We start from the raw sequence: 22,154 nt of genomic DNA, 5'->3' as shown, positions 1-22,154 counted from the left end.
GACCCTCGCTCTGGGCCGGTGCTACTAATGAAGTGCTCCTTCGTAAAGGAGGCCGGGCCCCGTACGGCGCCGTCGGTCACGCCCGGGAACGCGCCCGCGGCGAAGAGTCTCCTTCATCAGCTCCGAGAGGCCGTCCATGATCGTCCCCAAGCCCCTGCACCACGAGGCCAGACCGGGCCGCTTCGTCATCGACCGGAGCACCGCGCTCACCGCCGATCCCGCGCTCGGCGAGGTCGCCGCCTGGTTGCGCGGCGAGCTCAGCCCGGTCACCGGCGGCGAGCTGCTGCCCGGCGGCCCGGGACCGGCGACGATCAGGCTCGGCCTCGCCGACCTGCCCCCCGACGCCTACCGGCTGACCGTCACGCCGGGCGAGGTCACGCTCGACGCCGGATCGGCGGCCGGCGCCTTCTACGGGGCGCAGACGCTGCGCCAGCTCCTGCCGCCCGACGCCTTCCGCCGCGCGGGCGCGGGCGTGCCGCTGGAACTGCCCGCCGTGCACGTGGAGGACCGCCCGCGCTTCGCCTGGCGGGGCGCGATCCTCGACGTGGCCCGGCACTTCATGACCAAGGCGGACGTGCTGCGCTTCATCGACCTGATGGCCCTGCACAAGCTGAACGTCCTGCACCTGCACCTGACCGACGACCAGGGCTGGCGCATCGAGATCAAGCGCTACCCGCGCCTCACCGAGATCGGCTCCTGGCGCGAGGAGAGCCAGGTCGGCTGGCTGGGCGAGATGGACGGCCGGCCGCACGGCGGCTTCTACACCCAGGACGACCTCCGCGAGATCGTCGCCTACGCCGCGCGCCGGCACATCACGGTCGTGCCCGAGATCGACCTGCCCGGCCACACCCAGGCGGCCATCGCCGCCTACCCCGAGCTGGGCAACCTCGACACCCCGCTCGGCGTGCGCACCACCTGGGGCGTCGGGCACAACGTGCTCAACGTCGAGGACGCCACGATCGACTTCTTCAAGAACGTCCTCGACGAGGTGCTCGACCTCTTCCCCAGCCCGTACGTGTGCGTGGGCGGGGACGAGTGCCCCAAGGAGCAGTGGCGCGACAGCCCGGCGGCCCGCCGCCGCATCGCCGAGCTGGGCCTGCGCGACGAGGAGGAGCTGCAGAGCTGGTTCATCCGCCAGTTCGACGACTACCTGGCCGGACGCGGGCGCCGCCTGGTCGGCTGGGACGAGATCCTGGAGGGCGGCCTCGCCCCCGGCGCGGTGGTGGCCTCCTGGCGGGCCGACCTGGGCGCGGTGGCCGCCGCCCGCGCCGGGCACGACGTCATCAACTGCTCCAACACCGCCGTCTACCTGGACTACCGGCAGAGCGAACGCGACGACGAGCCGCTGCCGTTCAGGACCGTGCTCACCGTCGAGGACGTCTACGCCTTCGAGCCCGTCCCGCCGGAGCTGCGCGGCGACCCGGCCGCGGAACGGGTCCTCGGAGCCCAGTGCGGGATCTGGACGGAGCTGATCGACTCCACCCGGCACGTCGACTACATGGCCTTCCCCCGGCTGGCGGCGTTCGCGGAGACCGTCTGGTCGGGCCCCGAGCGGGACCTGGCCGACTTCCGCCGCCGCCTGGCCGCCCACCTGGCCCGCCTCGACGCGATCGGCGTGGACTACCGGCGCGAGTCCGGCCCGCTGCCCTGGCAGAGACGCCCGGGGGTGCCCGGCATGCCGGCCGAGCGCGACGAGTGGCTGGCGACGCTCGACTCCTGGACCGCCAACCTCAGGGACGCGCCGTGAGGACGCCCGCGGCGGCCCGGCTCGCCGACCTGTGGCAGCGGACGGTGCCCTGGCGCTGGCTGACGCCGAGCACGCTGCTCATCGCCGCCGTCGTCGGCTTCCCCGCCCTGTACATGGTCTGGATGTCCTTCCTCGACATCAGCAGGATCGGGCTGGTCAAGGGCATGGCCGGGCTGGACAACTACGCCAGGCTCCTGAAGGAGGACGCGCTCGTCCCGGTGGTCGGCAACACGCTGCTGTGGCTGCTGATCGTCGTCGGCCTGACCATGCTGCTCTCGCTGGCGCTGGCGCAGTTCCTGTCCAAGCCGTTCTTCGGCCGCAAGTTCGTCCGGCTCGCGCTGGTGGTGCCGTGGGCGACCTCGCTGGTGATGACCGCGACCGTGTGGCGCTTCATCTACGAGGGCGGCAACGGCCTGCTCAACCGCCTGCTGATGGACCTGTCGATCATCTCCGCGCCCGTCGACTGGTACAAGGACCCGGCCACCGCGCTGTATTCGATCATGGCGGTCGGGATCGTCACCTCGATGCCGTTCACCACCTACGTGCTGCTGTCCGGCCTGCAGACCGTGCCGCACGACGTGCTGGAGGCCGCCCGCATGGACGGTGCGAGCGCGTGGGCGACCTGGCGGCGGGTGACGCTGCCGATCCTGCGGCCGTCGCTCATGATCGCGCTCGTGCTCAACATGCTGCACGTCTTCAACGCGTTCACCGTCATCTGGGTGATCATGGGCAAGACGGCGGGCAACCACGCCGACACGACGGTGACGTGGCTGTACAAGATCGCGTTCACGGCGCAGCTCGACTCGGGCGAGGCGGCCGCGCTCGGCGTGCTCAACGTGGCCTTCCTGCTGCTGCTCATCCTGGCCTTCGTGCTGGTCCTGCGTCCTCACCGCAACCCGGCGGCGAGCGACAGGACGCCCGTGCCGGACGGAGAACCTCCCGCCGAGGAGCAGCCTGCCGGTGAGCGTCCCGCCGGGCCGGTTCCCGGCAGGCGGAGCAGGCCGGTGCTGGTGCGGGCCGGCCGCGGATGGGCGCGGGTCCGTCCCGTCGTGCTCCCGGTCATCGGGTTCGCGGTGGCGCTGTTCTTCCTGGCCCCGTACGTCGCGATGTTGCTGGGATCGCTCAAGACGGACGCCGAACTGTTCGCCGTCCCGGCCGACTACCTGCCCAAGAGTTGGGCGTGGTCCAACTACGCCGACGTGTGGCGGCGCATCCCGCTGGCCGACTACTTCCGGGTCAGCCTGACCGTCGCGCTGGCCTCGACGGCGCTGGTGCTGGTCGTCGCCGCGCCCGCCGCGTACGTGCTGGCGCGCTCCAGGTTCAAGGGACGCTCGGCGTTCCTCAGCGTGATCCTCGTGACGCAGATGTTCCCCGCCGTCGCGCTGCTCATCGGCCTGTACCGGCAGGCGGTGTTCGTGGACGGCGTGAACAGCTACTTCGTCATCATCGCCATCAACTCGGCCTTCAACCTCGCCTTCGCCGTGTGGATCCTGCACGCCCACTTCGGCGCGATCCCGGTGGAGATCGACGAGGCCGCCATGATGGACGGCCTCGGCAAGTTCCGGATCATGCTGCGGATGATCCTCCCGCTGGCCGCGCCCGGCCTCGTCACCGTGATGATCTTCACCTTCATCCAGGTGTGGAACGAGTTCGTCATCGCGCTGACGCTCTTCAACGACCCGGCGGGCGGCCGCGTGCCGCTCACGGTCGGCGTCCAGCAGTTCGTCGGCCTGTACGAGACCAACTACCAGTACCTGTTCGCCGCGGCGCTGATGGCGATCGTGCCCGCGGTGATCCTGTTCGCGCTCATCGAGAAGCACCTGGTGAGCGGCCTCACCGCGGGCAGCACCAAGTGACAACGACAAGGATCGGTGTGAGATGACCCCCACAAGACGACGACGGCTCGGCGGCCTGGCCGCGTTCACCGGTCTCGTGCTCGCGCTGACCGCGTGCGGCGGCGGCTCGGGCGGCTCGGACGGATCGGGCGGCGACGGCCAGAACTCCATCAAACTGGTCGTGGCCCAGTACACCGAGGGCACCCGGCCCTACTGGGACGAGCTGATCGCCTCCTTCGAGGCCAAGCACCCCGGCAAGAACGTCGAGCTGCAGGTGATCGACTGGGGGAACCTGCAGAGCCAGGTCAACACCATGGTCCAGACCAAGCAGTTCCCCGACGTGCTCAACGGCAACGTCTTCGCCGACTACGCCGAGGCCGGGCTGCTGTACCGGGCCGAGGAGGTGGTCTCGAAGGAGGTGCTGTCGGACTTCCTGCCGTCCTTCGCCGAGAACGCCTCCTACGACGGCGGCCAGTACGGCCTGCCGTTCGTCGCCACCGTCAACGGCATGTACTACAACAAGAAGATCCTCAAGGAGGCCGGGCTCGACAAGCCGCCGGCCACCTGGGACGAGCTCCGCGCGGCGGCCAAGGCGATCAAGGCGCTGCCCGGCGGGTACGTGCCGTACGCGCTGGCCCTCGGCGCCGAGGCCGGTGGCTACGAGTTCGGCACCTGGCTGCGGGCCGACGGCGGCGACTGGCGCGCCGACGGCAAGTGGGCCGTCAACGGCGATCGCGCCGTCGAGACGCTGGACTTCCTCAAGTCGCTGACCAAGGACGGCTACACCCAGCCGAACCCTGGCCAGACCAACCGCGCCGACGGCACCTGGCCGCTGTTCGCGCAGGGCAAGGCGGCCATGGTGTACGCGTCCTTCGGCACGCGGGCCTTCCTCGACCCGGTGGACAAGGCGGGCATCGACTACGGCACCGCGCCGTTCCCCACCAACAACGGCGCCGAACCGGCCACGCACGGCATCCAGGACTACCTGATGGCCTTCAAGAAGGACGGCAACCAGCAGCTGGTCCGCGAGTTCCTCGACTACTTCTACCAGGCCGACAACTACACCAAGTACCTCAAGGTCGAGGGCCTGCTGCCGACGACCGCGTCCGCCTCGGCGCTCATGCGCCAGGACCCGAAGGTGACCCCCGTCGTGGACATGGTGGCCAAGGCCCGCTTCGACCCGACCTCGGAGCCGGTCTGGGCGGAGCTGCGCGGCACGCTGGCCGCCGAGCTGGGGGCCGCGCTGGCGCCGGGCAGCGACCCGCGCGCGGTCCTGACCAAGTTCCAGCAGATCGCCGCCGGCTCCTGACCGCCGCACCCGGGCCGTCGTCCCGCCGCGCGGTGGGATGACGGCCCTGCGCGGCTTCCGTGAGGGATAGCGGTTTTCCGTAGGAAAAGCGGAGGGATATCGCAATGGTCGCAGAATGAGGGTGGTTCATAGCGTTGGGCGGGTGCTCAGAAACCTCCTCGCCGTGCTCTGTCTCGCCCTGCCGCTCGCGTCCGGCCCGGCTCCGCCGCACGACCTCGACCCTTCGTCGGTGGACGCCTTCGTCACGAAGTACCGCGAGGCGACCGGCCTCCCCGGGGCCGCGGTCGCGATCACCAAGGGCCGGCAGATCGTCCACGCCGCCGGGTACGGCGAGACCGCCTCCGGCGAGCCGGTGACGGCCGGCACGCCCATGGCCGTGGCGTCGGTCAGCAAGTCCTTCACCTCGCTCGCCGTCCTGCAACTGGTGGAGAAAGGGCAGGTCGAGCTGGACAAGCCGGTGCGCGGTTACCTGCCCGAGTTCACCATGGCGGATCCCAGGGCCGCGCGGATCACCGTGCGGCAGCTGCTCAACCAGACGTCCGGCATGGCCGACTCGGCCTTCCGCGAGAAGAGCCTGCCCCAGCCCGACACGCTCCAAGGCGCCGTGGCACGGCTCAGGACGGCGAAGCTCGCCGCGGAGCCGGGGACCGCCTTCAGCTACCACAACACCAACTACCAGGTCGCCGCGCGGCTGGTCGAGGTGGTGAGCGGGCAGCCGTTCGCGGCGTACCTGGACGCGCACGTCTTCACGCCCCTCGGCATGCGCGGCAGCAGGACCGTCGACACCGATCGCGACCTGCCCGGCAGCGCCCGCGGCCATCTGGTCGTCCTCGGCCGGGCCGTCGCCGTGCCCGAGCCGTCCGGGTTCGGCAACGGCTCGGGCGGGATCCTCAGCACCGCCGACGACATGGCCCGGTGGCTGATCGCGCAGAACAACGGCATCCTGTCTCCCCGGAGCGTCAAGGAGATGCGCACGCCGTCCGAGCAGGACGGGGAGTACGCCCTCGGCTGGATGATCGGCAAGACCGCCCGCGGCACTCCCGTCGTCCGGCACGACGGCGACCTCTTCACCTCCACGGCCGCCCAGTTGCTGATGCCGGAGTCGGGGTACGGCGTCGCGGTCATGGCGAACACCGGAACGGCCTTCGGCGACGCCGACGCCCTCATGGACGGCCTGATCGCCCTGATCGAGGGAGGCACCCCCGAGATCCCCTCGTCGCCGCCCTACCTCGTCACCGACATCCTGTTCGTCCTGCTGGCCCTCGCGACCGCCGGGCTGGCCGTCCGGGGCGTGGCCCGCTCCCGGCGCTGGGCCGTCGTGCACGGCGGGTGGCGGCGGTGGCGGCTGCTGCCGTATCTGGTCCCGCTCGCGCTGTGCGTCACGGTCGTCCCGATCATGAGGGTGCTTCTCCGGGGCGGCGACATCATGTGGATCCAGGTGGTCTATCTCTATCCGACGTTCATGATCTGGTTGGTGACGGCCGCGGTCGCGGGCACGGCGGTGACGGCCGCACGGCTCTACGCCGCGGCCCGCAAGGGCAGTTGAGTGAGAGGACGAGCAGGCATGGACGTGTACGAAGCCGTGGACAGCCGCCGGGCGGTGCGGGCGTTCAGCGACGAGCCGGTCCCCAAGGAGGTGCTCGAACGCGTGCTGGCCGCCGCGACCCGGGCTCCGTCGAGCGGGAACCTCCAGCCGTGGCGGCTGTACGTCGTGGCCGGCCAGCCGCTGGCCGAGCTGAAACGGCGGGCGACGGCCAGGGCGCTGGCGGGGGACCCGGGGGACGAGCGGGAGTACCCGATGTACCCGGCCGAGCTGGCCTCGCCGTACCTGGACCGCTTCGCCGCCGCGGCCGACCAGCGGTACAGGGCGCTGGGGATCAAGCGCGACGCCCCCGACCGGCCCAGGAGGATCGCCGCCCTGAACTCGGCGGCGTTCGGGGCGCCGGTCGTCCTGTTCTGCTACCTGGACCGGACGATGGGCCCCGGGCAGTGGGCGGACGCGGGCATGTACCTGCAGACGGTCATGCTGCTGCTGAGGGCCGAAGGGGTGCACAGCTGCCCCCAGGTGATGTGGACGATGTACCGCGAGACCGTCAGCCAGATCGCCGGAGCCCATGACGGACTTGTCCTGCTCTGTGGCGTCGCGGTGGGCTTCGAGAAGGAGGACGTGCCACCGCTGCGCACCGGTCGTGCGGACCTGACGGAGACGGTGAGCTTCGTCGGCGTGTGACGCCGAGGGATCAGGCTCGGGCGCGGGACGCGAGACGGTCGGCGACGGCGAGGACGAGGTCGCGCAGCTCGCCGGGGCGCTCGATGACGAACGGCCGGTCGAGCGCGGCGAGCACGGCGGGCAGCCAGTCGAGCCGCTCGGCCCGTAGCTCGACGCGCAACCAGCGCTCGCCCGCCGGGCCCGCCTCGCCGGCGGGCTCGTCGGCGATCTCCTCCACGGTGGCGACGGCGGCGGGCAGGCGGGCGCGGATCTGCTCGGGCGTCGCGTGGACCCGCAGGGTCACCTCGTGCCGGTAGGACGCCGTGACGAACCCCGACAGGACGCGCTGCGCCGGGTCCGGTCCGGCCGGCGCCTCGAACGAGCCGGGCAGGGCCCGGGCGTCCGCGACGCGGTCGAGGCGGAAGGTCCGGTTCTCGCCGAGGCCGGGGTCCTCGCCGGTGACGTACCAGCGGCCCGCGTGGCTGACGATCCCGTACGGGTGCAGCGTGCGGTCACTACGCCGGCCGGCGCGGTCGGCGTAGCGGATCGAGACGGGCCGGCGGTGGCGTACGGCGTCGGCGATCGTGAGCAGGGTGGCGGCGTCCGGGGCGGCGGGCCCGCCGGGCGGGCCGGTGAAGGCTAGGGATTCCAGGAGCGCGTCGAGCCTGCGGGCGAGCCGTTCGGGCAGCACCCGGCGGATCTTCGCGGCCGCCGTCTCGCTCGCCGTGTCACCCGCGTCGCCGGACGTACGCCGGTTGGCGATCAGGCCGAGCAGCACGGCGAGCGCCTCGTCGTCGTCGAGCATGAGCGGCGGCAGGCGGTGGCCGCGGGCGAGGCGATAGCCGCCGTAGCGGCCGCGCACCGACTCGACCGGCAGCCCGAGATCGATGAGCTGACCGACGTACCGCCGCACGGTACGGCCGTCGACGCCGAGCCGGTCGGCCAGTTCGGCCATCGTCCGGACGCCGCCCGACTGAAGCAACTCCAGGAGCGTGAGCACACGACCGGTGGGTGGCGACATGAGTTCGAGCTTATGGCGAATAGTGGACCGAATCTGTCCAGTATCAGCCGTAACGTGCGGGGTGCCAAGAGAAAAGCAGGAGGAACGCCATGGATTTCGTCTCGATCCGCATCATCACCGGTGACGTCGCCCGCCTCGCCGGGTTCTACGAGAAGGCCACCGGGACGCCGGCGGCCTGGTCCACCGAGGACTTCGCCGAGATCAGGACCGGCACCGCCACGCTGGCGATCGCGAGCACCCGCACCGTCCCGCTGTTCGCCCCGGGATCCTCCCGCCCGGCCGACAACCACAGCGTGATCGTCGAGTTCCTGGTGGACGACGTGGACCGCGTGTACGGAAACCTCACCGGCTTCGTCAGCGACTTCGTCAACGAGCCCACCACGATGCCCTGGGGCAACCGGTCGCTGCTGTTCCGCGACCCCGACGGCAATCTCGTCAACTTCTTCACCCCGGTCACCGCCGCCGCCGAGGCCAGGTCCGCCCGCTGACCGGCGGGGTCGGGCGGCGGGTCAGGCGACGGGGGTGCGGCGGCGGGACTGCCAGGCGAGGTGGGCGTCGCGGACCTTGATCCACAGGGCCTCGCGTTCGGTGCCGCCGACGTCGTCGAGGCGCAGCCCGAACACCTCCTCCAGCGCGCCGTACCACTCCCGCCGCGTGGACAGCTCCCGCTCGGTCCTGCCGTCCGCGCCGATCCGGCGCAGCATGCAGCCCACCAGGCAGTCGGCCCCGGTCGCGTCGCGCCGCAGCACGACGGCGGCCCGCACCAGGCGGGACTCGGGCGACGTGCACAGGTACGGATGCCACTCCACGAAGTCCCCGGGTGCGGCGGGCGCGCGTTCGACGTCGAGCCCGGCGATCGATCCGCGGGCGTCGTGGTCGAACCGCCACCCGCCCGGCTCCACGTCCGAGGCGGACAGCCGGAACTCGAACGGCCCCTGGCGGTACGTCCCCGCCCGCAGCGGCAGCGGCTCGTGCAGCCCGTCCCCGAGGCCGATGTCCACCAGCCAGTCCTGCCCGTCGAGCGCGACGGTGAGGGCCAGGTGCGGCGCGAACGACGCCGGCGAGGCGGGCGCCCGTACGGCGGCCTGCACCCCGGCCCGATGCCAGGTGACGTCGTAGCCGAGCGCGGTCAGCAGCGTGGCGAACGCCCCGTTGAGCTGCACGCAGTAGCCGCCGCGCCCGCGCAGCACCCGCTCGACCGACTCGCGCGGGTCCACGGTGGTCGGCCGTCCGAGCTGGACCTCCAGCGTCTCGTACGGCACCCGCTCCACGTGCGCGCGATGCAGCGCGCGCAGCGCCGGGAGCGACGGCTCGCCGGGGTCGCCGACCTCCAGCCGGTCGAGGTAGGCGTTCAGGTCACGGTCGCGTGTTCGCCGCATGGGCCCTCCCTTCGGTCGCCGTGTCCATCGTGGTCCGCCGCGCGGCCGGCCCGCATCTCGCGGATTGCTCCCCGGACCGCTCCCCGGGCGGCGGACCGCGCAATCCACGAGATGCGGCGGCGTCCGGCCGCGACCGACGATGACCATGATGACGCTGCCCTGAGCGTTTCACCGGGAGGAGACGACCAGATGCGCAACCAGACTGTCGCACCGGAGCGGGTGAGCGCCCGATGGGAGGATCACCTGCCCGACCTGCTGGACAAGCTGGGGTTGCCGGCAGAAGGGGTGATCCAGGTGGGCGCGCACCGGGGCCAGGAGGTGGAGGCCCTCACCAGGTGCGGGTTCCGTCGCCTGGTCATGATGGAGCCCAACGGCGACCACCTGCCCGCGCTGCGCGAGCAGCTCCGGCTGCACCACCTGTCCGCCGGGCTGCCCGAGCCCGAGCACGGCCACCCGGCCCGCGAGGTCGTGGCGGCGTGCGCCGGCCGGGAACGCGGTCAGGCCACGCTCAACGTCACCCCCTACGACAAGCAGTCCAGCATGCTGCCCCCGCTGCTGCCCATGGCCGTCGTCCGGCAGGACGTCGTCCCGGTGATCCCCGTCAGCGAGGTGCAGCACGGCTGCAACGTGCTGGTGGTGGACGCCCAGGGCGCCGAGCTGGAGGTGCTGGCCGGGACCGACCTGAGCCGGCTGCGGCTGGCCGTCGTCGAGGGCAGCGTGACCGCCCGCTACAGCGGCGGCTCGACCCTCGACAGCATCGCCGAGCACATGACGGCGCACGGCTGGCGCGAGGTGGCCTCCTGGCCGCACCTGCGTCCCGGCGTCGTGGACGTCGCCTGGCTGGCCCCCTGGCCCACCTCGTTCTGATGGACCGCCCGTCGGACGGGGGACTGGCGTGCGAGCGCCGCGGCGCGGTGGCCGTCCTGCGGCTCGACCGGCCCCGCGTGCGCAACGCGCTCGGGTCCGGGCTGGTCGCGGCGCTCGGCTCCGCGCTGGCCGCGCTGGACGACGACCCCGGGGTGCGCGCCGCCGTGCTGACGGGCGCGCCTCCGGGGTTCTGCGCGGGCTCGGACCTGAAGGAGCTGTCCGGGATGACGCGTGAGGGCATGGTGCGGCACGAGGCCGACACCGGGCGCGTGGCCAGGGGCGTCCAGCATCTCGGCATCCCCGTGGTGGCCGCCGTCGAGGGCTTCGCGCTCGGCGGCGGCTTCCTGCTGGCCACCGGCTGCGACGTGGTGGTCACCGCCGAGGACGCCCGCTGGCACCTGCCGGAGGTGCGGCTCGGCTGGGTGCCGCCGTGGGGCATCCAGTCCCTGGTCGCCCGGGTCGGGCCCGTCGTCGCGCGCCGGCTGGTCTGGGGCGACCGCCCGCTGACCGGCCGCGAGCTGCACGGGCTCGGCGGCGCGGACGAGCTGACCGCGCCGGGGGAGGCGCTGGCCTGCGCGCTGGAGGTGGCGGCGGGGCTCGCCGCCCTGCCGCCGCACGCGGTCGCCTCCGCCAAACGGGCGCTGGCCGACACGGTGAGCGGGCCCGCCGAGACGCTCGACGCGCGGACGGCCTGGATGTTCGGCGCCGACTGCGCCTCGGCCGCGGCCCGCGAGAGCCTGTCCCGCTTCGGAGCCCGCCCATGACCGGCCCGGACGAGGCCCGCGACGCGACCGCGGCGGGCCGGGAAGGCCGGGAAGGCCAGGGGACCCGGGCAGGCCAGGAGGGCCGGGTCGGCCGGGCGGGTCGGGTCGGCCGGGCGGGCAAGGTGTGCGGGGTGGCCGAGGCCGTCGCGCTCATCCAGGACGGTCAGGCCGTCGCCAGCACCGGCGTCATCGGCTGGCTCACCCCCGACGCCCTGCTGGCCGGGCTCGGCGAGCGTTTCGCCACCACCGGCGCCCCGCGCGACCTGACCTTCTACTTCCCCTGCGCCACCGGGGACGCCGTCGGCATCGGCGGCATGGACCACGTGGCCAGGAAGGGCCTGATGCGCCGCATCGTGTCGGCCTCCTTCGTCAACCCCCGTCACCCCGTGACCGGCGCCCGCCCCGCCCTCACCGAGCTGATCCAGAACGACCTCGTCGAGGCGTACAGCTGGCCGATGGGCGCCGCCATGCACTGGCTGCGCGAGGTGGCCCGGCGCGGCCCCGGCTACCTGACGCGCGTCGGCCTCGGCACGTACGCCGACCCCCGGCACGGCGGCGGCAAGTTCACCCGCCTGGCCCAGGACGACCTGGTGGAGCTGGTCGAGCTCGGTGGCGAGGAGTACCTGTTCTACCCGTCCTGGCCGCTGCACGCCGGGCTGGTGCGGGCGAGCGCCGCCGACCCCGACGGCAACCTGTCCTTCGAGGACCAGCCGCTGTTCTCCAGCGCGCTGGCCATCGCCCTGGCGGTGAAGGCGTGCGGCGGCACCGTGATCGCGCAGGTGTCGCGGATCGTGCCCGCCGGGTCCTTGCCCGCGCGGGAGATGCGCGTGCCCGGGGCGCTCGTCGACCGGGTCGTCGTCGTCCCCGACGCGCCCATGACCACCGGCGTACGGCACGATCCCGGTTATCTCCGGCATGTCCCCGACGTCGTCGCGCGGGTGCCGCGGTTGCCGTCCGGCCCGGACAAGGTGATCGCCCGCCGGGTCGCCAGAGAGGTCCGGCCGGGGGAGACCGCGATCTTCGGTTTCGGCGCGTCCTCCGACGCCGTCCTGGCCATGGCCGAGGACGGCCTGCTGGACGACGGCCGCCTGGCCGAGCACCTGTTCACCACCGAGCACGGCTCCTTCGGTGGCATCGTGATGAGCGGCTGGCAGTTCTCGGCGAACTACTCGCCGCGGGCGCTGCTCGACGGGCCCTCGCAGTTCGACTTCATCGACGGCGGCGGCTGCCCGTTCGCCGCCCTCGCCTTCGCCCAGATCGACGCCGAGGGCAACGTGAACGTCAGCCGGTTCGGCGCCGCCAACCCGGGCGCCGGCGGGTTCGTGGACATCGCGCACAACGCCAGGCGGCTGGTCTTCGCCGGCACGCTGACCACCGACGGCCTCCGGGTGAGCTGCACCGACGGCGAGCTGCGGGTCCTGGCCGAAGGGCGGGTGCGCAAGCTGGTGGCGCGGGCCGGTCACGTGACGTACCGGCTGGGGGAGGGCGTGCGGCGCGGGCAGTGGGCCCGCCTGGTCACCGAGCGCGCGGTCTTCGACGTCGTCCCCGGCGGGCTGGAGCTCGTGGAGCTCGCACCCGGTGTGGACCTGCGGCGCGACGTGCTCGACCAGATCGGCTTCCCGGTCCGCCTCTCGCCGTCGCTCGTCCCCATGGACCCGGCGCTCTTCCGCCCCTGACCTCTGCCCGCCCACGCCCCCGCCTCCGTTCACGCCGCCCGCCGCGCCCCGGTCAGGGTGCGGACCTCGGCGGCGAGGCCGTCCATGGCCGCGTGGAGCTGCGCGTCCGACAGGTACGGCGCCGGCCCCAGCCGCAGGTACTCGCCCCGGCTGTCGGCCTGCACCCCCCGGGCCGCCAGCCCCGCCCGCAGCCGCCCCGCGTACGGCGAGCGCAGCGCCAGGAACCCGCCGAACTCCTCCGGAGCGGCGTCCACGTCCCGGCTGATCACCCGCGCGGGCGCGCCGAGCTCGTCGAAACGCGCCGCCAGCAGCCCGCGCTGCCGCAGCGACACCGCCCGCAGCACCTCCGGCGTCAGCCCCTGCCCGGCGAAGAAGTCGAACACCCGGGCCGCCCGGTAGTGGCTCACCGGGTCGTAGGTCGCCCCGGCGAACCGGGCCGCCCCCGTCGGGTAGCCGACCCGCCCGCCCGCCCGCGGGTCCTCCGCCAGCTCGGCGAACTCGGAGTACCAGCCCGTCACCACCGGCCGCAGCAGGTCGGCGTGCCCCGGCAGCCGCAGCACGCAGTTGCCCTCGCCGAGCTGGAGGTACTTGTACCCGCCCGCCACCACCCAGGCCGGGTCGAGCCCCGCGGTCGAGAACGGCACCACGCCCAGCGCGTGGTAGGCGTCCACCAGCAGCTCACAGCCCAGGCCGCGGCAGGCGGCGGCGAGCCCGTCCAGCCCCGGCACGATCCTGGACGTCTCGAACAGCACCGCCGAGACCAGGACCGCGGCCGTGCGGTCGTCGGCCGCCTCCGCCAGCCGCGCGGCCAGCGTGCCCGCCGGCTCCGGCGGGACGACGACCACCTCCACCCCCTCCTCGCCCAGCCGGGCGAGTTGCCGCCGCAGCGTGTGGAACTCGCCGCCGGAGGTGACCAGCCGGGGCCGGCCACGCAGGTCCAGGGCCGACAGGAAGCGCAGCACCAGCTCGTGCGTGCTGGACCCGAGGGCCAGCTCGGCGTACGGGTCGCCGAGGAAGAGGCGGAAGCCCTCCCTGACCCGGTCGGCCTTCTTGAAGGCGGCGGCCCATTTGTCGTCCACATCCCTGGCGGCGTCGTCGAACGCCTCGATCTGCCCGGCCAGGGCCACGTCCGGCCACGCCTGGTGGGAGTGGCCGGTGAGCAGCAGCCGGTCCGGCGCCCGGAAGGCCGAGTAGTGCGGCGCCAGGCGCCCGGAGATGTCGTTCATGCCCGGCTCCTGACCGCCCACAGGTCGGGGAACGCCGGCGTCAGGGACGCGCGCAGGTACGCGCCGCCGCTGGAGCCGCCGGTGCCCGGACGGGCGCCGATGGTGCGCTCGACCATCTTCAGGTGCCGGTACCGCCACTCCTGGAGGCATTCGTCCAGGTCCACCAGCCGCTCGCAGAGCTGGGCCGCGCCGGTGTCGTCCCGGTAGACCCGCAGCAGCAGGTCCTGCACCGGCTCCGACGGCTCCAGCGGCAGCCGCACGTCACGGTGCAGCCGGTCCTGCGGCACCTCGTAGCCGCGCAGGTACAGGTACGTGAGCAGCGAGTCGTACAGCGTGGGCCTGCCCATCGCGTCCTCGATGCGGGCGCGGGCCGGGGTGCCCTCGGCCTGGCCGAGCAGCATGCGCTCGTCGCGCCGGCCCAGCACCGCCTCGATCTCGCGGAACTGCGCCGACTGGAAGCCGCTGCTGGTGCCCAGCTTGCCGCGGAAGGCGGCGAACTGGAACGGCGTCATCGTCTCCATGACGTCCATCTGGGACACCGCGAGTCTCATCAGCTTCAACGACCGGTGCAAAGTCCGCATGGCGTGCGCGGTGAATCCGCCGGCGAGTTCGAGCTGCAGCTCGGCGAATTCGTGCAGCAATTGTTTGAACCACAGCTCGTACACCTGGTGGACGATGATGAACAGGGTCTCGTCGTGGCTCTCGGAAACCGGCCGCTGCGCCGTGAGGATCTCCTCCAGCGCCAGGTAGGACGAGTACGTCAGGACTGTGTCTTCTCTCATGGCCTCAACGATGGGCGCCCGCGGGAAAGCGGACCAGGCGATTCCCGGGCAGCTACCTGCCCCGCCGGGACCGCTTCCTGCAATTCACCGGAAACGCATTCCGGAAGATGTGGAAAAGGCCGTCCGGGGGCACGCGCGAATTCAGCACGACACGAGATGCGGCCGCCCGCGACCTCGCGTGACGATGGCGCTGAGGGGGCGCCGAGCCCCATCAGCGAGCGAACTGCGAGGAACATGCCATGACCTCACCGGAGATCATCAAGAGGGGCGGGCCCGGCAAACGGGCCCCTCGGCTCGACGGGCTGCGCGGATATCTGGCACTGGGCGTGATCGTCGTGCACGTCGCCTTCGCCGCCGGCGTCATCGGCTTCTACGACAAACCGTCCGTCGGCATCTGGCCCGTGCTGATCCAGGGTCTCAACGTGCTGCTGCCGCCCTTCTTCGTGATGTCCGGCCTGCTGCTGTACCGGCCGTTCGCCAGGGCGACGATCCTCGGCACGCCGCGCCCGGAGATCAAGAGCTACCTGATCAAGCGCATGCTGCGGATCCTGCCCGCGTACTGGCTGGTGGCCGTGGCGGCGCTGCTGCTGCTCAACCTCAAGAGCGTGGACGGCCTCTGGTACGTGCTCAGCCCCCTGCTGCTCATGCACTACTACGTGACGGGCCCCGAGGCGGGCTACGCCGGGCTGGAGCCCACCTGGACCGTGCCCGCCGAGGTCACCTTCTACCTGGCGCTGCCGATCCTGGCCTGGATCTTCGACCGGTACGCCAGGAAGGCGACCGACCCCGGCGCCAAGGCCCGCCGCCTGCTGGTCCCGCTGGGCGTCTTCGTGCTCGTCGGCCTGGCCTGGACCGCGTACACGCACCTGGAGTCGATGGGCCCCTTCCCGTACGAGTACTTCTGGGTGATCGGCTTCACCGGCTTCCTGGCCATCGGCATGGGCCTGGCCATCCTGTCGGCGTACGCGGAGGCCAAGGGCACCACGCCCGCCTTCTACCGCCTGGTGGCCCGCCGGCCGCTGCTGTTCTGGCTGGGCGCGGCCGTCGTCTACGTGATCAACTGCATCCGGCCGTTCGGCAAGCCCGGCATGGCCGACTACGCCACGGTTCCCGAGGCGATGGCCGAGATGGTGCTGTTCCTGATCTTCGCGCTGCTGGTCATCGCCCCGGTGGTGGTGCCCGGCGTGCACTCGAAGGTCATCGACGCCGTGCTCACCAACCGCCCGATGCGCTTCTTCGGCCGCATCTCCTACGGCGTCTACCTGTGGCACTTCATCCTGCAGTACCTCTGGCTCCAGAACGGCAGCGTCTTCGGCGCGCCGCCGGTGCCGATGCCGATGGTGATGGGCAAGTCCGGCTTCTGGGAGCTGCTGGCGGTCGTGCTCGTCGGCACGGTGGCCGTCGCGACGGTCAGCTACTACCTGGTGGAACTGCCCGCGATGCGGCTGCGCGAGCGCCTGGTGGCCCGGCGCGCCCAGGCCGAGCCGAGCCAGGCCGCCGAGAGCCCGAAGGTCCCGGTCTGAGAGCCGTGCCGGATCCCGTGCCGGATCCCGTGCCGGATCGCATCCGGAGCCGGACGGCCTCGGCGACCGGGACGCCCCGCCGGGTCAGGAGCAGGCGACGGCGATCTTGCCCAGCGTTCCCGCGCCGAACGCGGCGAACGCCTCGGGGGCCCGCTCCAGCGGGTAGGTGGCGGTGACCGGGACGCGCAGCGCACCGGCCGCGGCCCGGGCCGCCAGCTCGGTCAGGGTGCGCGGGTTCGGGTCGGCCATGACGGTGTGCACGGTCACCCCGGCGCCCTGGACGGCGTCCTGGGTCAGGCCGAGGGTGGAGGCGAGCCGGCCGCCCGTGCGCAGCAGCCCCGCCAGCTCGGCGCCGTCGCCCGCCAGGTGCAGCACGGCGTCCACGCCCGCCGGGGCGAGCGCGCGGACCTGGGCGGGCACGTCGCCGCCGTGGTCGACGAGCTCGACCTTGGCGCCGGTGAGGCCGGTGACGAAGTCGGCCTCGACGCCGGGACGGGCGGTGGCGATCACCCGGACGCCGCGCGCGGCGGCCAGCTGCACGGCCAGCGCGCCCACGCCGCCGGTGGCGCCGGAGACCAGCACGGTCTCGCCCTCGGCCGGGGCCACGGCGTCGAGGCTGTCGACCGCCGCGGTGCCGGCCAGGCCCAGCGCGCCCGCCTCCGCCAGGCTCAGCCCCTCGGCCAGGGGGGCGATGCCGTAACCGGCGGACACGGTCACGTACTCGGCCATCGAGCCGGGGCCCAGGAACGGCTTCATCACCACGCCGAAGACCGGCTGCCCGACGATGAAGCCTTCGACGCCTTCGCCGAGCGCCTCCACGGTGCCGGCGAAGTCCTTGCCCACCACCAGCGGGAAGCGGTGGTCCATCATCTGCTGCAAGTAGCCGGCGGCGACCGCCAGGTCGAAGCCGTTGACCGAGGAGGCGGCCACCTTCACCAGCACCTCGCCGGCCTCGGGCCGCGGGACGGGCAGGTCGGCCAGGGCCGGGGTGGCGGGGACGGAGTTCAGCATGACGGCACGCATGAGCGGCACCTCTCAATAAGTGGAACGGGCTACCCGTTTCTTCCGGCCAGCGTAGCAACAAAAGTGGGTAGGTCGTTCCACTTGGGTAGGATGGGCGGCATGGACCTTCCCGCCGACGCCACCGACCCTTCAGGCGAGCAGCCCGGACCGGGCCTGCGCGCCGACGCCGAACGCAACCGCGAACGCATCCTGGCCGCCGCCCGCGGCCTGTTCGCCAGCCACGGCCTCGGCGTCTCCATGGCCTGCATCGCCCGCGCCGCCGGCGTCGGCAAGGCCACCTTGTCGCGCCGCTTCGCCACCCGCGAAGAACTGCTCAACGCCGTCTTCGCCGACCGCATGGACGCCTACGCCGCCGCCGTCGCCGAGGCGCTGGCCGACCCCGACGCCTGGCACGGCTTCGTGGGCTACGTCGAGGCCGTGTGCGCCATGCAGGCCGCCGACCGCGGCTTCGCCGAGGTGCTGGCCATGACCTTCCCCGCCGCCAAGGCGCTGGAGAAGCGCCGGGCCGCGGCCTATCACGGCTTCCTCGACCTCATCGAGCGGGCCAAGGCCACCGGCCGGCTGCGTGCGGACTTCAGCGACCGGGACATGATCATCCTGCTGATGGCCAACGCCGGTGTCATCGCCGCCACCGGGGACGCGGCTCCGGACACCTGGCGCCGTCTCGTCGGGCAGATGTTGCGCGCCTACGCCACGCCCGGCACCGACCTGCCGCCGCTGGAGCCGGCCCCCGCGCCCACCGCCCTGTACCGGGCCATGGTCCGCCTCACCCGCCCCGCCCCCGGCCCGGACGGCGACCTGGAGTGAGCGCCCGGGGTCAGTTCGGGCGGGTGGCGGTGGCGCTGACCCATGCCTGGGCGAACATCGCGCCCGGGTCGGCGGCCCACGCGCGCAGCCGGTCGGCGTGGGCGGGCTGCTCCGCCAGGTCGAGCTGGCGCGCGAGGTAGCCGGCGATGCGGGACGGGTCGGCGTGGCGCTCGTGGTGCACGTCCAGCCAGACGTCGGTGAATCCCGCCTCGCGCAGGTACGGGCCGAGTTTGCGGCCGACGTGCGGGTCGCCGCCGTTGGCCCGCTGCAGGTTGATGTAGGCGGCGACGGCGTCGTCCAGGGGAGGGCTGAGCAGGAAGCCGCCCCAGTCGGGGCTGCACAGGCCGACCGTGCCGCCGGGCCGCAGGACCCGGCGGATCTCCGCCAGCGCGCGCGCCGGATGGGCCAGGTGTTCCATCAGGGCGTGCGAGAAGACGCGGTCCACCGAGCGGTCCGCCAGCGGGATGTCGTAGCAGGACCCCTCCTGGAAGCGGACGTTCGTCAGGCCCCGTCGCCGGGCCGACGCACGCGCGCCCGTGAACTGGGCCGCCTGCTGGTCGAGGCCCAGCACGTGGCCCGGTGCGACGGCGGCGGCGAGGTCGTTGGTGATGGTGCCGGGCCCGCATCCCAGGTCCAGCAGCGACGTCCCCGGCGCGAGATGCGGCAGGAAGAAGTCCGCGTGCGTCGCGGCGCGCCTGGCGGCCATGAAGTCGACGGCGAAGGAGTCATGACCGGGCGTGTAGCGCTCGACGTCGGGAGTCATCGGCCGACCGCCTCCTCGGCGCGTGCGTCGATCGCTCCTGAACAGAGCGCGAGGGCGAGCCCGGCGGCGGCCAGCACGGCGCCGACGGCGTTGGGGCTGGTGTAGCCGAACCCGGCGCTGATCACCAGCCCGCCGAGGAACGCGCCGAGCGCGTTGGCCACGTTGAACGCCGACAGGTTCAGCGCGGAGGCGAGGGTGGGGGCGCCGGTGGCCTTGTCTAGGATGCGCATCTGCAGGGCGGGGACGGTCGCGAAGCCGAACAGGCCCAGCAGGAACAGGGTGCAGGCGGCGAGGATCCTGCTGTGCGCGGTCACCAGGAACAGGCCCAGCACGACGGTGAGCCCGGCGAGGAACACGTACAGGCTGGGCATGAGCCGGCGTCCGGCGAAGTGGCCCGACAGCAGGTTGCCCGCGGCCATGCCCAGGCCGAAGACGACCAGCAACGCCGTCATGCTGCCGCCGCTGAAACCCGCGACCTGGGTCATCATCGGGGCGACGTAGGTGAAGGAGGCGAAGACGCCGCCGAAACCGGCCGTCGTCACCGCCATCGCGAGCCAGACCTGCGGCCGGCGCAGGGTCGACAACTCCGAGCGCAGCCCGGCCTCGCCCCCGGGACGCAGCCGGCCCGGCACCAGCGCCGCGATGCCCGCGAGGGACAACACGCCGAGCGCGGCGATCGCCCAGAACGTGGCCCGCCAGCCGGCGGCCTGCCCCAGCCAGGTCACCAGCGGAACCCCGGCCACGTTCGCCAGGGTGAACCCGCCGAACATGATCGACATCGCCCATCCGCGGCGTTCCGGCGGGACGAGCTCGGCCGCCACCACCGACCCGACCCCGAACAGCGCGCCCTGCGGGATGCCCGCGACCACCCTGGCCGCCATCAGCAGGCCGTAGCCGGACGCGACCGCCGACAGGACGCTGCCCGCCGTCAGCAGCGCCGCGACGATCAGCAGCGTCGTGCGGCGCGACAGGCGTGCCGAGACCGCGGTCAGCAGCGGCGCCCCCACGATCACGCCTACGGCGTACCCGCTGATCAGCACGCCGGCGGCCGGGATCGACACCCCGACCCCCGTGGCGACCTGCGGCAGCAGGCCCATGATGGCGAACTCGGAGGTTCCGACGGCGAAACCTGTGACGGCCAAGGCCAAGAGGGCCAGCGGCATGGCAATGCGCTCCTCGACTCATCGGGACGATCGCCTCCGAGCCTGGCGGCCGAGCCGGTCGGTCCGTGAGTGGCAGAAACGCAAACGTGGGATAGATTTCCGCCATGCGCTGTGTGGGGATCGTGGTGACCGAGCACGTCCGCGTCTTCGACTACGCCGTGGCCACCGAGGTCTGGGGCCTCGACCGGACCGATCGCGGCGTCCCGGCGTTCGACCTGCGCACGTGCGGGCCGCGCGGTCACGCGCTGACCATGAGCACGGGCGTGACCTGCGTTCCCGACCACGGCCTGGACGGCCTGGACGAGTGCGACCTGGTCGTCGTGCCCGGCGTCCAGAACCTGGCCGGGCCCGTCCACCCGGACGTGGTCACCGCGCTCCGCGCCGCGCACGACCGTGGCGCGACCGTCGCGTCCCTGTGCTCGGGGGCGTTCGTGCTGGCCGCCGCGGGCCTGCTGGACGGCCGCAGGGCCACCGCCCACTGGCTCGACGCCGAGCAGCTCGCGCAGCGCCACCCCGAGGTGAGCGTCGACCCCGGCGTGCTGTTCGTCGGGGACGGCACCGTGTGGACCTCGGCGGGCGTGGCCGCGGGCATCGACCTGTGCCTGCACCTGGTCCGCCGCGACCACGGCGCCGCCGCCGCGGCCGAGATCGCCCGCACCATGGTCACCGCGCCGTTCCGGTCAGGCGGCCAGGCGCAGTTCATCACCCGCCCCGTCCCCGCCGGGGGTGGGCCGTCCGACAGCCTGACCGGCCTGCGCGAACGCATGCTCGACGACCTGGCCCACCCGTGGACCGTCCCGGAGCTGGCGAACCTGGCCCGCATGTCCGAGCGCAGCTTCGCCCGCCGGTTCGTCCAGACCACCGGCGACACGCCCCTGCAATGGCTGCTGACCCAGCGCGTCCTGGCCGCCCAGCACCTGCTGGAGGTCAGCGAGCTGCCCATCGCCGCCATCGCCCACCGCTGCGGTTTCAGCACTCCGCTGACCCTGCGCCACCACTTCACCCGCCACGTCGGCCTGCCGCCGCGCGACTACCGCCTGGCCTTCGGCAGGCGACCCGAGGCGGAACGCGACAGCGCGGCGAGGTAGCCGGGCCGGCCAGGACGCCACGACCTCGGGATGCCGCGCTACCCCGCCCGGGTCATGGTGGCCTCGTAGCCGCCGCCCGGCCACTCCCAGCGGCCGCTGATGGTCCGGCCGTCCTCGCTGAACGCGCCGCTGAACCCGGCCGGCGAGCCCTCCGCGCCGAACCAGATGTTGAGCTCGCGCCCGTCCAGCTTCCACACGTAGACGAAGTTGTTGCCGGTGCTGTCGAAGTAGTGCGAGCGCAGCGCGCCGCTCTCGGGGTCGTGGCCGATGTACTCCACGCCGGTCATCGTGCCGCCGCCGTGGCTCATCTCGACGCGCTGGATCAGGAAGAAGCCGCCGTCCATCCACTCGAAGACGAGCCGGCCGCCGGTCGCCTCGCCGGTGCCGAAGTCCTTGCCCGTCATCTCCCACGTCCCGACCAGCGGTTGCAGGGTCTGGAGCGAGGCGTCGGGGGTGGGGAGCTGGTTCTGCGGGTTCGCTGTCTCTGTCATGTTCCCTCCACGGGACAGGTCGACGCCCGGTACGCCGATCGCGTACCGGGCGGGGGTGAGCTCACTTGGCGCCGAAGAACGCCTTGACCCGGGACCAGCGGCCCCAGACCACCAGGGCCAGGACGACCAGCAGGACACCCTCGATCACGGGGACGCCGCCCAGGACGATCAGGTTGGTGCCGGCCGCACCGACGATCAGGCCGATCAGCGCGAGCGCGGCCACGCCGGTCAGCCGCGGGATCAGCAGCCCGATCGCGCCGGCGATCTCCAGCACGCCGACCACGTAGCGGAACCACTGGCCGGCGCCGATGTCCTCGAACATGGTGACCATGGTCGGGTCGCCGGCGAGCTTGAGCACGCCGCCCAGGCCGACCTGGAACGCCAGAAGGACCTGGGCGACCCAGAGGGCGATGTTGACGCCGCGACCGGTGGACCGGCCGACGGCGGTCGTGCTGTTCGTGGTGCTCATGCAGTCCTCCTT

21 protein-coding genes are annotated in these 22,154 nt (G+C 72.8%); 12 read left to right on the top strand and 9 right to left on the bottom strand.

Annotation, left to right across the window (positions count from 1 at the left end):
* Positions 1 to 136: 136 nt before the first annotated feature.
* The 5 genes from AB0J97_RS13250 (at position 137) to AB0J97_RS13230 (ending at position 7,121) form a co-directional block, all read left to right on the top strand.
* On the top strand, positions 137 to 1,747 hold the full coding sequence (locus AB0J97_RS13250; protein WP_364087866.1) for a beta-N-acetylhexosaminidase: 1,611 nt from the start codon (positions 137 to 139) through the stop codon (positions 1,745 to 1,747).
* Positions 1,744 to 3,603: an ABC transporter permease subunit gene (locus AB0J97_RS13245; RefSeq protein WP_364087864.1), complete on the top strand. Its 1,860-nt coding sequence runs from the start codon at positions 1,744 to 1,746 to the stop codon at positions 3,601 to 3,603. The genes AB0J97_RS13250 and AB0J97_RS13245 overlap by 4 nt, the downstream gene beginning before the upstream one ends.
* A 22-nt stretch (positions 3,604 to 3,625) precedes the next feature.
* Complete coding sequence (locus AB0J97_RS13240) at positions 3,626 to 4,891, top strand: extracellular solute-binding protein (RefSeq protein WP_357696826.1); 1,266 nt, start codon at positions 3,626 to 3,628, stop codon at positions 4,889 to 4,891.
* 142 nt (positions 4,892 to 5,033) lie between these two features.
* Positions 5,034 to 6,437 (top strand): serine hydrolase domain-containing protein, encoded by a 1,404-nt coding sequence (locus AB0J97_RS13235; RefSeq protein WP_364087861.1) that lies wholly within the window; start codon positions 5,034 to 5,036, stop codon positions 6,435 to 6,437.
* Positions 6,438 to 6,455: 18 nt separating this feature from the next.
* Positions 6,456 to 7,121: a nitroreductase gene (locus tag AB0J97_RS13230; protein ID WP_364087859.1), complete on the top strand. Its 666-nt coding sequence runs from the start codon at positions 6,456 to 6,458 to the stop codon at positions 7,119 to 7,121.
* 10 nt (positions 7,122 to 7,131) lie between these two features.
* On the opposite strand, the gene AB0J97_RS13225 is transcribed toward AB0J97_RS13230, so the two are convergent.
* Positions 7,132 to 8,121 (bottom strand): YafY family protein, encoded by a 990-nt coding sequence (locus AB0J97_RS13225; RefSeq protein WP_364087857.1) that lies wholly within the window; start codon positions 8,119 to 8,121, stop codon positions 7,132 to 7,134.
* Positions 8,122 to 8,210: 89 nt separating this feature from the next.
* On the opposite strand from AB0J97_RS13225, the gene AB0J97_RS13220 reads away from it, so the two are divergent.
* Positions 8,211 to 8,609, top strand: a complete 399-nt coding sequence (locus tag AB0J97_RS13220) for a VOC family protein (protein ID WP_364087855.1) — start codon at positions 8,211 to 8,213, stop codon at positions 8,607 to 8,609.
* 21 nt (positions 8,610 to 8,630) lie between these two features.
* Here the strand turns inward: AB0J97_RS13220 and AB0J97_RS13215 are convergent, their stop codons facing one another.
* A complete protein-coding gene (locus tag AB0J97_RS13215; RefSeq protein WP_364087853.1) occupies positions 8,631 to 9,500 on the bottom strand; it encodes an arylamine N-acetyltransferase in 870 nt (289 codons plus the stop codon).
* A gap of 189 nt (positions 9,501 to 9,689) precedes the next feature.
* Between AB0J97_RS13215 and AB0J97_RS13210 the strand changes: the two genes are divergently transcribed.
* From AB0J97_RS13210 to AB0J97_RS13200, 3 genes are read left to right on the top strand one after another with little or no spacing between them, the layout of a single operon-like run.
* A complete protein-coding gene (locus AB0J97_RS13210; protein ID WP_357696838.1) occupies positions 9,690 to 10,367 on the top strand; it encodes an FkbM family methyltransferase in 678 nt (225 codons plus the stop codon).
* Positions 10,367 to 11,131 (top strand): enoyl-CoA hydratase/isomerase family protein, encoded by a 765-nt coding sequence (locus AB0J97_RS13205; RefSeq protein ID WP_357696840.1) that lies wholly within the window; start codon positions 10,367 to 10,369, stop codon positions 11,129 to 11,131. Before AB0J97_RS13210 ends, AB0J97_RS13205 begins: the two co-directional genes overlap by 1 nt.
* On the top strand, positions 11,128 to 12,807 hold the full coding sequence (locus AB0J97_RS13200) for a CoA-transferase (RefSeq protein ID WP_364087849.1): 1,680 nt from the start codon (positions 11,128 to 11,130) through the stop codon (positions 12,805 to 12,807). Before AB0J97_RS13205 ends, AB0J97_RS13200 begins: the two co-directional genes overlap by 4 nt.
* Before the next feature lie 29 nt (positions 12,808 to 12,836).
* On the opposite strand, the gene AB0J97_RS13195 is transcribed toward AB0J97_RS13200, so the two are convergent.
* Together AB0J97_RS13195 and AB0J97_RS13190 are read right to left on the bottom strand one after the other, a co-directional pair.
* Positions 12,837 to 14,033 (bottom strand): kynureninase, encoded by a 1,197-nt coding sequence (locus tag AB0J97_RS13195; protein WP_364087847.1) that lies wholly within the window; start codon positions 14,031 to 14,033, stop codon positions 12,837 to 12,839.
* The gene (locus AB0J97_RS13190; protein ID WP_357696846.1) at positions 14,030 to 14,815 is read right to left on the bottom strand and encodes a tryptophan 2,3-dioxygenase family protein; all 786 of its coding nucleotides are present in this window, start codon (positions 14,813 to 14,815) and stop codon (positions 14,030 to 14,032) included. Before AB0J97_RS13190 ends, AB0J97_RS13195 begins: the two co-directional genes overlap by 4 nt.
* 239 nt (positions 14,816 to 15,054) lie before the next feature.
* Between AB0J97_RS13190 and AB0J97_RS13185 the strand changes: the two genes are divergently transcribed.
* Positions 15,055 to 16,338 (top strand): acyltransferase, encoded by a 1,284-nt coding sequence (locus AB0J97_RS13185; RefSeq protein WP_357696848.1) that lies wholly within the window; start codon positions 15,055 to 15,057, stop codon positions 16,336 to 16,338.
* 84 nt (positions 16,339 to 16,422) lie between these two features.
* Here the strand turns inward: AB0J97_RS13185 and AB0J97_RS13180 are convergent, their stop codons facing one another.
* Positions 16,423 to 17,361, bottom strand: coding sequence for an NADP-dependent oxidoreductase (locus tag AB0J97_RS13180; RefSeq protein WP_364087844.1), 939 nt, complete (start codon positions 17,359 to 17,361; stop codon positions 16,423 to 16,425).
* A 99-nt stretch (positions 17,362 to 17,460) separates the two neighbouring features.
* On the opposite strand from AB0J97_RS13180, the gene AB0J97_RS13175 reads away from it, so the two are divergent.
* Positions 17,461 to 18,168 (top strand): helix-turn-helix domain-containing protein, encoded by a 708-nt coding sequence (locus AB0J97_RS13175; protein WP_364087842.1) that lies wholly within the window; start codon positions 17,461 to 17,463, stop codon positions 18,166 to 18,168.
* 10 nt (positions 18,169 to 18,178) lie between these two features.
* Here AB0J97_RS13175 and AB0J97_RS13170 read toward each other — a convergent pair whose 3' ends face one another.
* Both AB0J97_RS13170 and AB0J97_RS13165 read right to left on the bottom strand, forming a co-directional pair.
* Positions 18,179 to 18,931, bottom strand: a complete 753-nt coding sequence (locus tag AB0J97_RS13170; RefSeq protein ID WP_364087840.1) for a methyltransferase domain-containing protein — start codon at positions 18,929 to 18,931, stop codon at positions 18,179 to 18,181.
* Positions 18,928 to 20,094 (bottom strand): MFS transporter, encoded by a 1,167-nt coding sequence (locus AB0J97_RS13165; RefSeq protein WP_357696856.1) that lies wholly within the window; start codon positions 20,092 to 20,094, stop codon positions 18,928 to 18,930. Before AB0J97_RS13165 ends, AB0J97_RS13170 begins: the two co-directional genes overlap by 4 nt.
* Before the next feature lie 104 nt (positions 20,095 to 20,198).
* Here AB0J97_RS13165 and AB0J97_RS13160 point away from each other — a divergent pair, with 104 nt between their 5' ends.
* A complete protein-coding gene (locus AB0J97_RS13160) occupies positions 20,199 to 21,182 on the top strand; it encodes a helix-turn-helix domain-containing protein (RefSeq protein ID WP_364087837.1) in 984 nt (327 codons plus the stop codon).
* Positions 21,183 to 21,220: 38 nt separating this feature from the next.
* Here AB0J97_RS13160 and AB0J97_RS13155 read toward each other — a convergent pair whose 3' ends face one another.
* Positions 21,221 to 21,673, bottom strand: a complete 453-nt coding sequence (locus AB0J97_RS13155; RefSeq protein WP_357696860.1) for a DUF1579 family protein — start codon at positions 21,671 to 21,673, stop codon at positions 21,221 to 21,223.
* Positions 21,674 to 21,734: 61 nt separating this feature from the next.
* Positions 21,735 to 22,142: a DoxX family protein gene (locus AB0J97_RS13150; RefSeq protein WP_357696862.1), complete on the bottom strand. Its 408-nt coding sequence runs from the start codon at positions 22,140 to 22,142 to the stop codon at positions 21,735 to 21,737.
* Positions 22,143 to 22,154: the final 12 nt, after the last annotated feature.

The sequence above is a fragment of the Nonomuraea sp. NPDC049607 genome, from assembly GCF_040675375.1.
In the GTDB taxonomy this organism is placed as follows: Bacteria; Actinomycetota; Actinomycetes; order Streptosporangiales; family Streptosporangiaceae; genus Nonomuraea.
The sequence above is the reverse complement of the archived record's forward strand: the minus strand, read 5'-3'. Positions and strand labels throughout refer to the sequence as shown.

Coding starts and splice junctions, on each gene's coding strand:
- AB0J97_RS13250 (WP_364087866.1), top strand. CDS start 137: ATGATCGTCCCCAAGCCCCTGCACCACGAGGCCAGACCGGGCCGCTTC.
- AB0J97_RS13240 (WP_357696826.1), top strand. CDS start 3,626: ATGACCCCCACAAGACGACGACGGCTCGGCGGCCTGGCCGCGTTCACC.
- AB0J97_RS13230 (WP_364087859.1), top strand. CDS start 6,456: ATGGACGTGTACGAAGCCGTGGACAGCCGCCGGGCGGTGCGGGCGTTC.
- AB0J97_RS13225 (WP_364087857.1), bottom strand. CDS start 8,121: ATGTCGCCACCCACCGGTCGTGTGCTCACGCTCCTGGAGTTGCTTCAG.
- AB0J97_RS13220 (WP_364087855.1), top strand. CDS start 8,211: ATGGATTTCGTCTCGATCCGCATCATCACCGGTGACGTCGCCCGCCTC.
- AB0J97_RS13215 (WP_364087853.1), bottom strand. CDS start 9,500: ATGCGGCGAACACGCGACCGTGACCTGAACGCCTACCTCGACCGGCTG.
- AB0J97_RS13210 (WP_357696838.1), top strand. CDS start 9,690: ATGCGCAACCAGACTGTCGCACCGGAGCGGGTGAGCGCCCGATGGGAG.
- AB0J97_RS13205 (WP_357696840.1), top strand. CDS start 10,367: ATGGACCGCCCGTCGGACGGGGGACTGGCGTGCGAGCGCCGCGGCGCG.
- AB0J97_RS13200 (WP_364087849.1), top strand. CDS start 11,128: ATGACCGGCCCGGACGAGGCCCGCGACGCGACCGCGGCGGGCCGGGAA.
- AB0J97_RS13195 (WP_364087847.1), bottom strand. CDS start 14,033: ATGAACGACATCTCCGGGCGCCTGGCGCCGCACTACTCGGCCTTCCGG.
- AB0J97_RS13190 (WP_357696846.1), bottom strand. CDS start 14,815: ATGAGAGAAGACACAGTCCTGACGTACTCGTCCTACCTGGCGCTGGAG.
- AB0J97_RS13185 (WP_357696848.1), top strand. CDS start 15,055: ATGACCTCACCGGAGATCATCAAGAGGGGCGGGCCCGGCAAACGGGCC.
- AB0J97_RS13180 (WP_364087844.1), bottom strand. CDS start 17,361: ATGCGTGCCGTCATGCTGAACTCCGTCCCCGCCACCCCGGCCCTGGCC.
- AB0J97_RS13175 (WP_364087842.1), top strand. CDS start 17,461: ATGGACCTTCCCGCCGACGCCACCGACCCTTCAGGCGAGCAGCCCGGA.
- AB0J97_RS13170 (WP_364087840.1), bottom strand. CDS start 18,931: ATGACTCCCGACGTCGAGCGCTACACGCCCGGTCATGACTCCTTCGCC.
- AB0J97_RS13165 (WP_357696856.1), bottom strand. CDS start 20,094: ATGCCGCTGGCCCTCTTGGCCTTGGCCGTCACAGGTTTCGCCGTCGGA.
- AB0J97_RS13160 (WP_364087837.1), top strand. CDS start 20,199: ATGCGCTGTGTGGGGATCGTGGTGACCGAGCACGTCCGCGTCTTCGAC.
- AB0J97_RS13155 (WP_357696860.1), bottom strand. CDS start 21,673: ATGACAGAGACAGCGAACCCGCAGAACCAGCTCCCCACCCCCGACGCC.
- AB0J97_RS13150 (WP_357696862.1), bottom strand. CDS start 22,142: ATGAGCACCACGAACAGCACGACCGCCGTCGGCCGGTCCACCGGTCGC.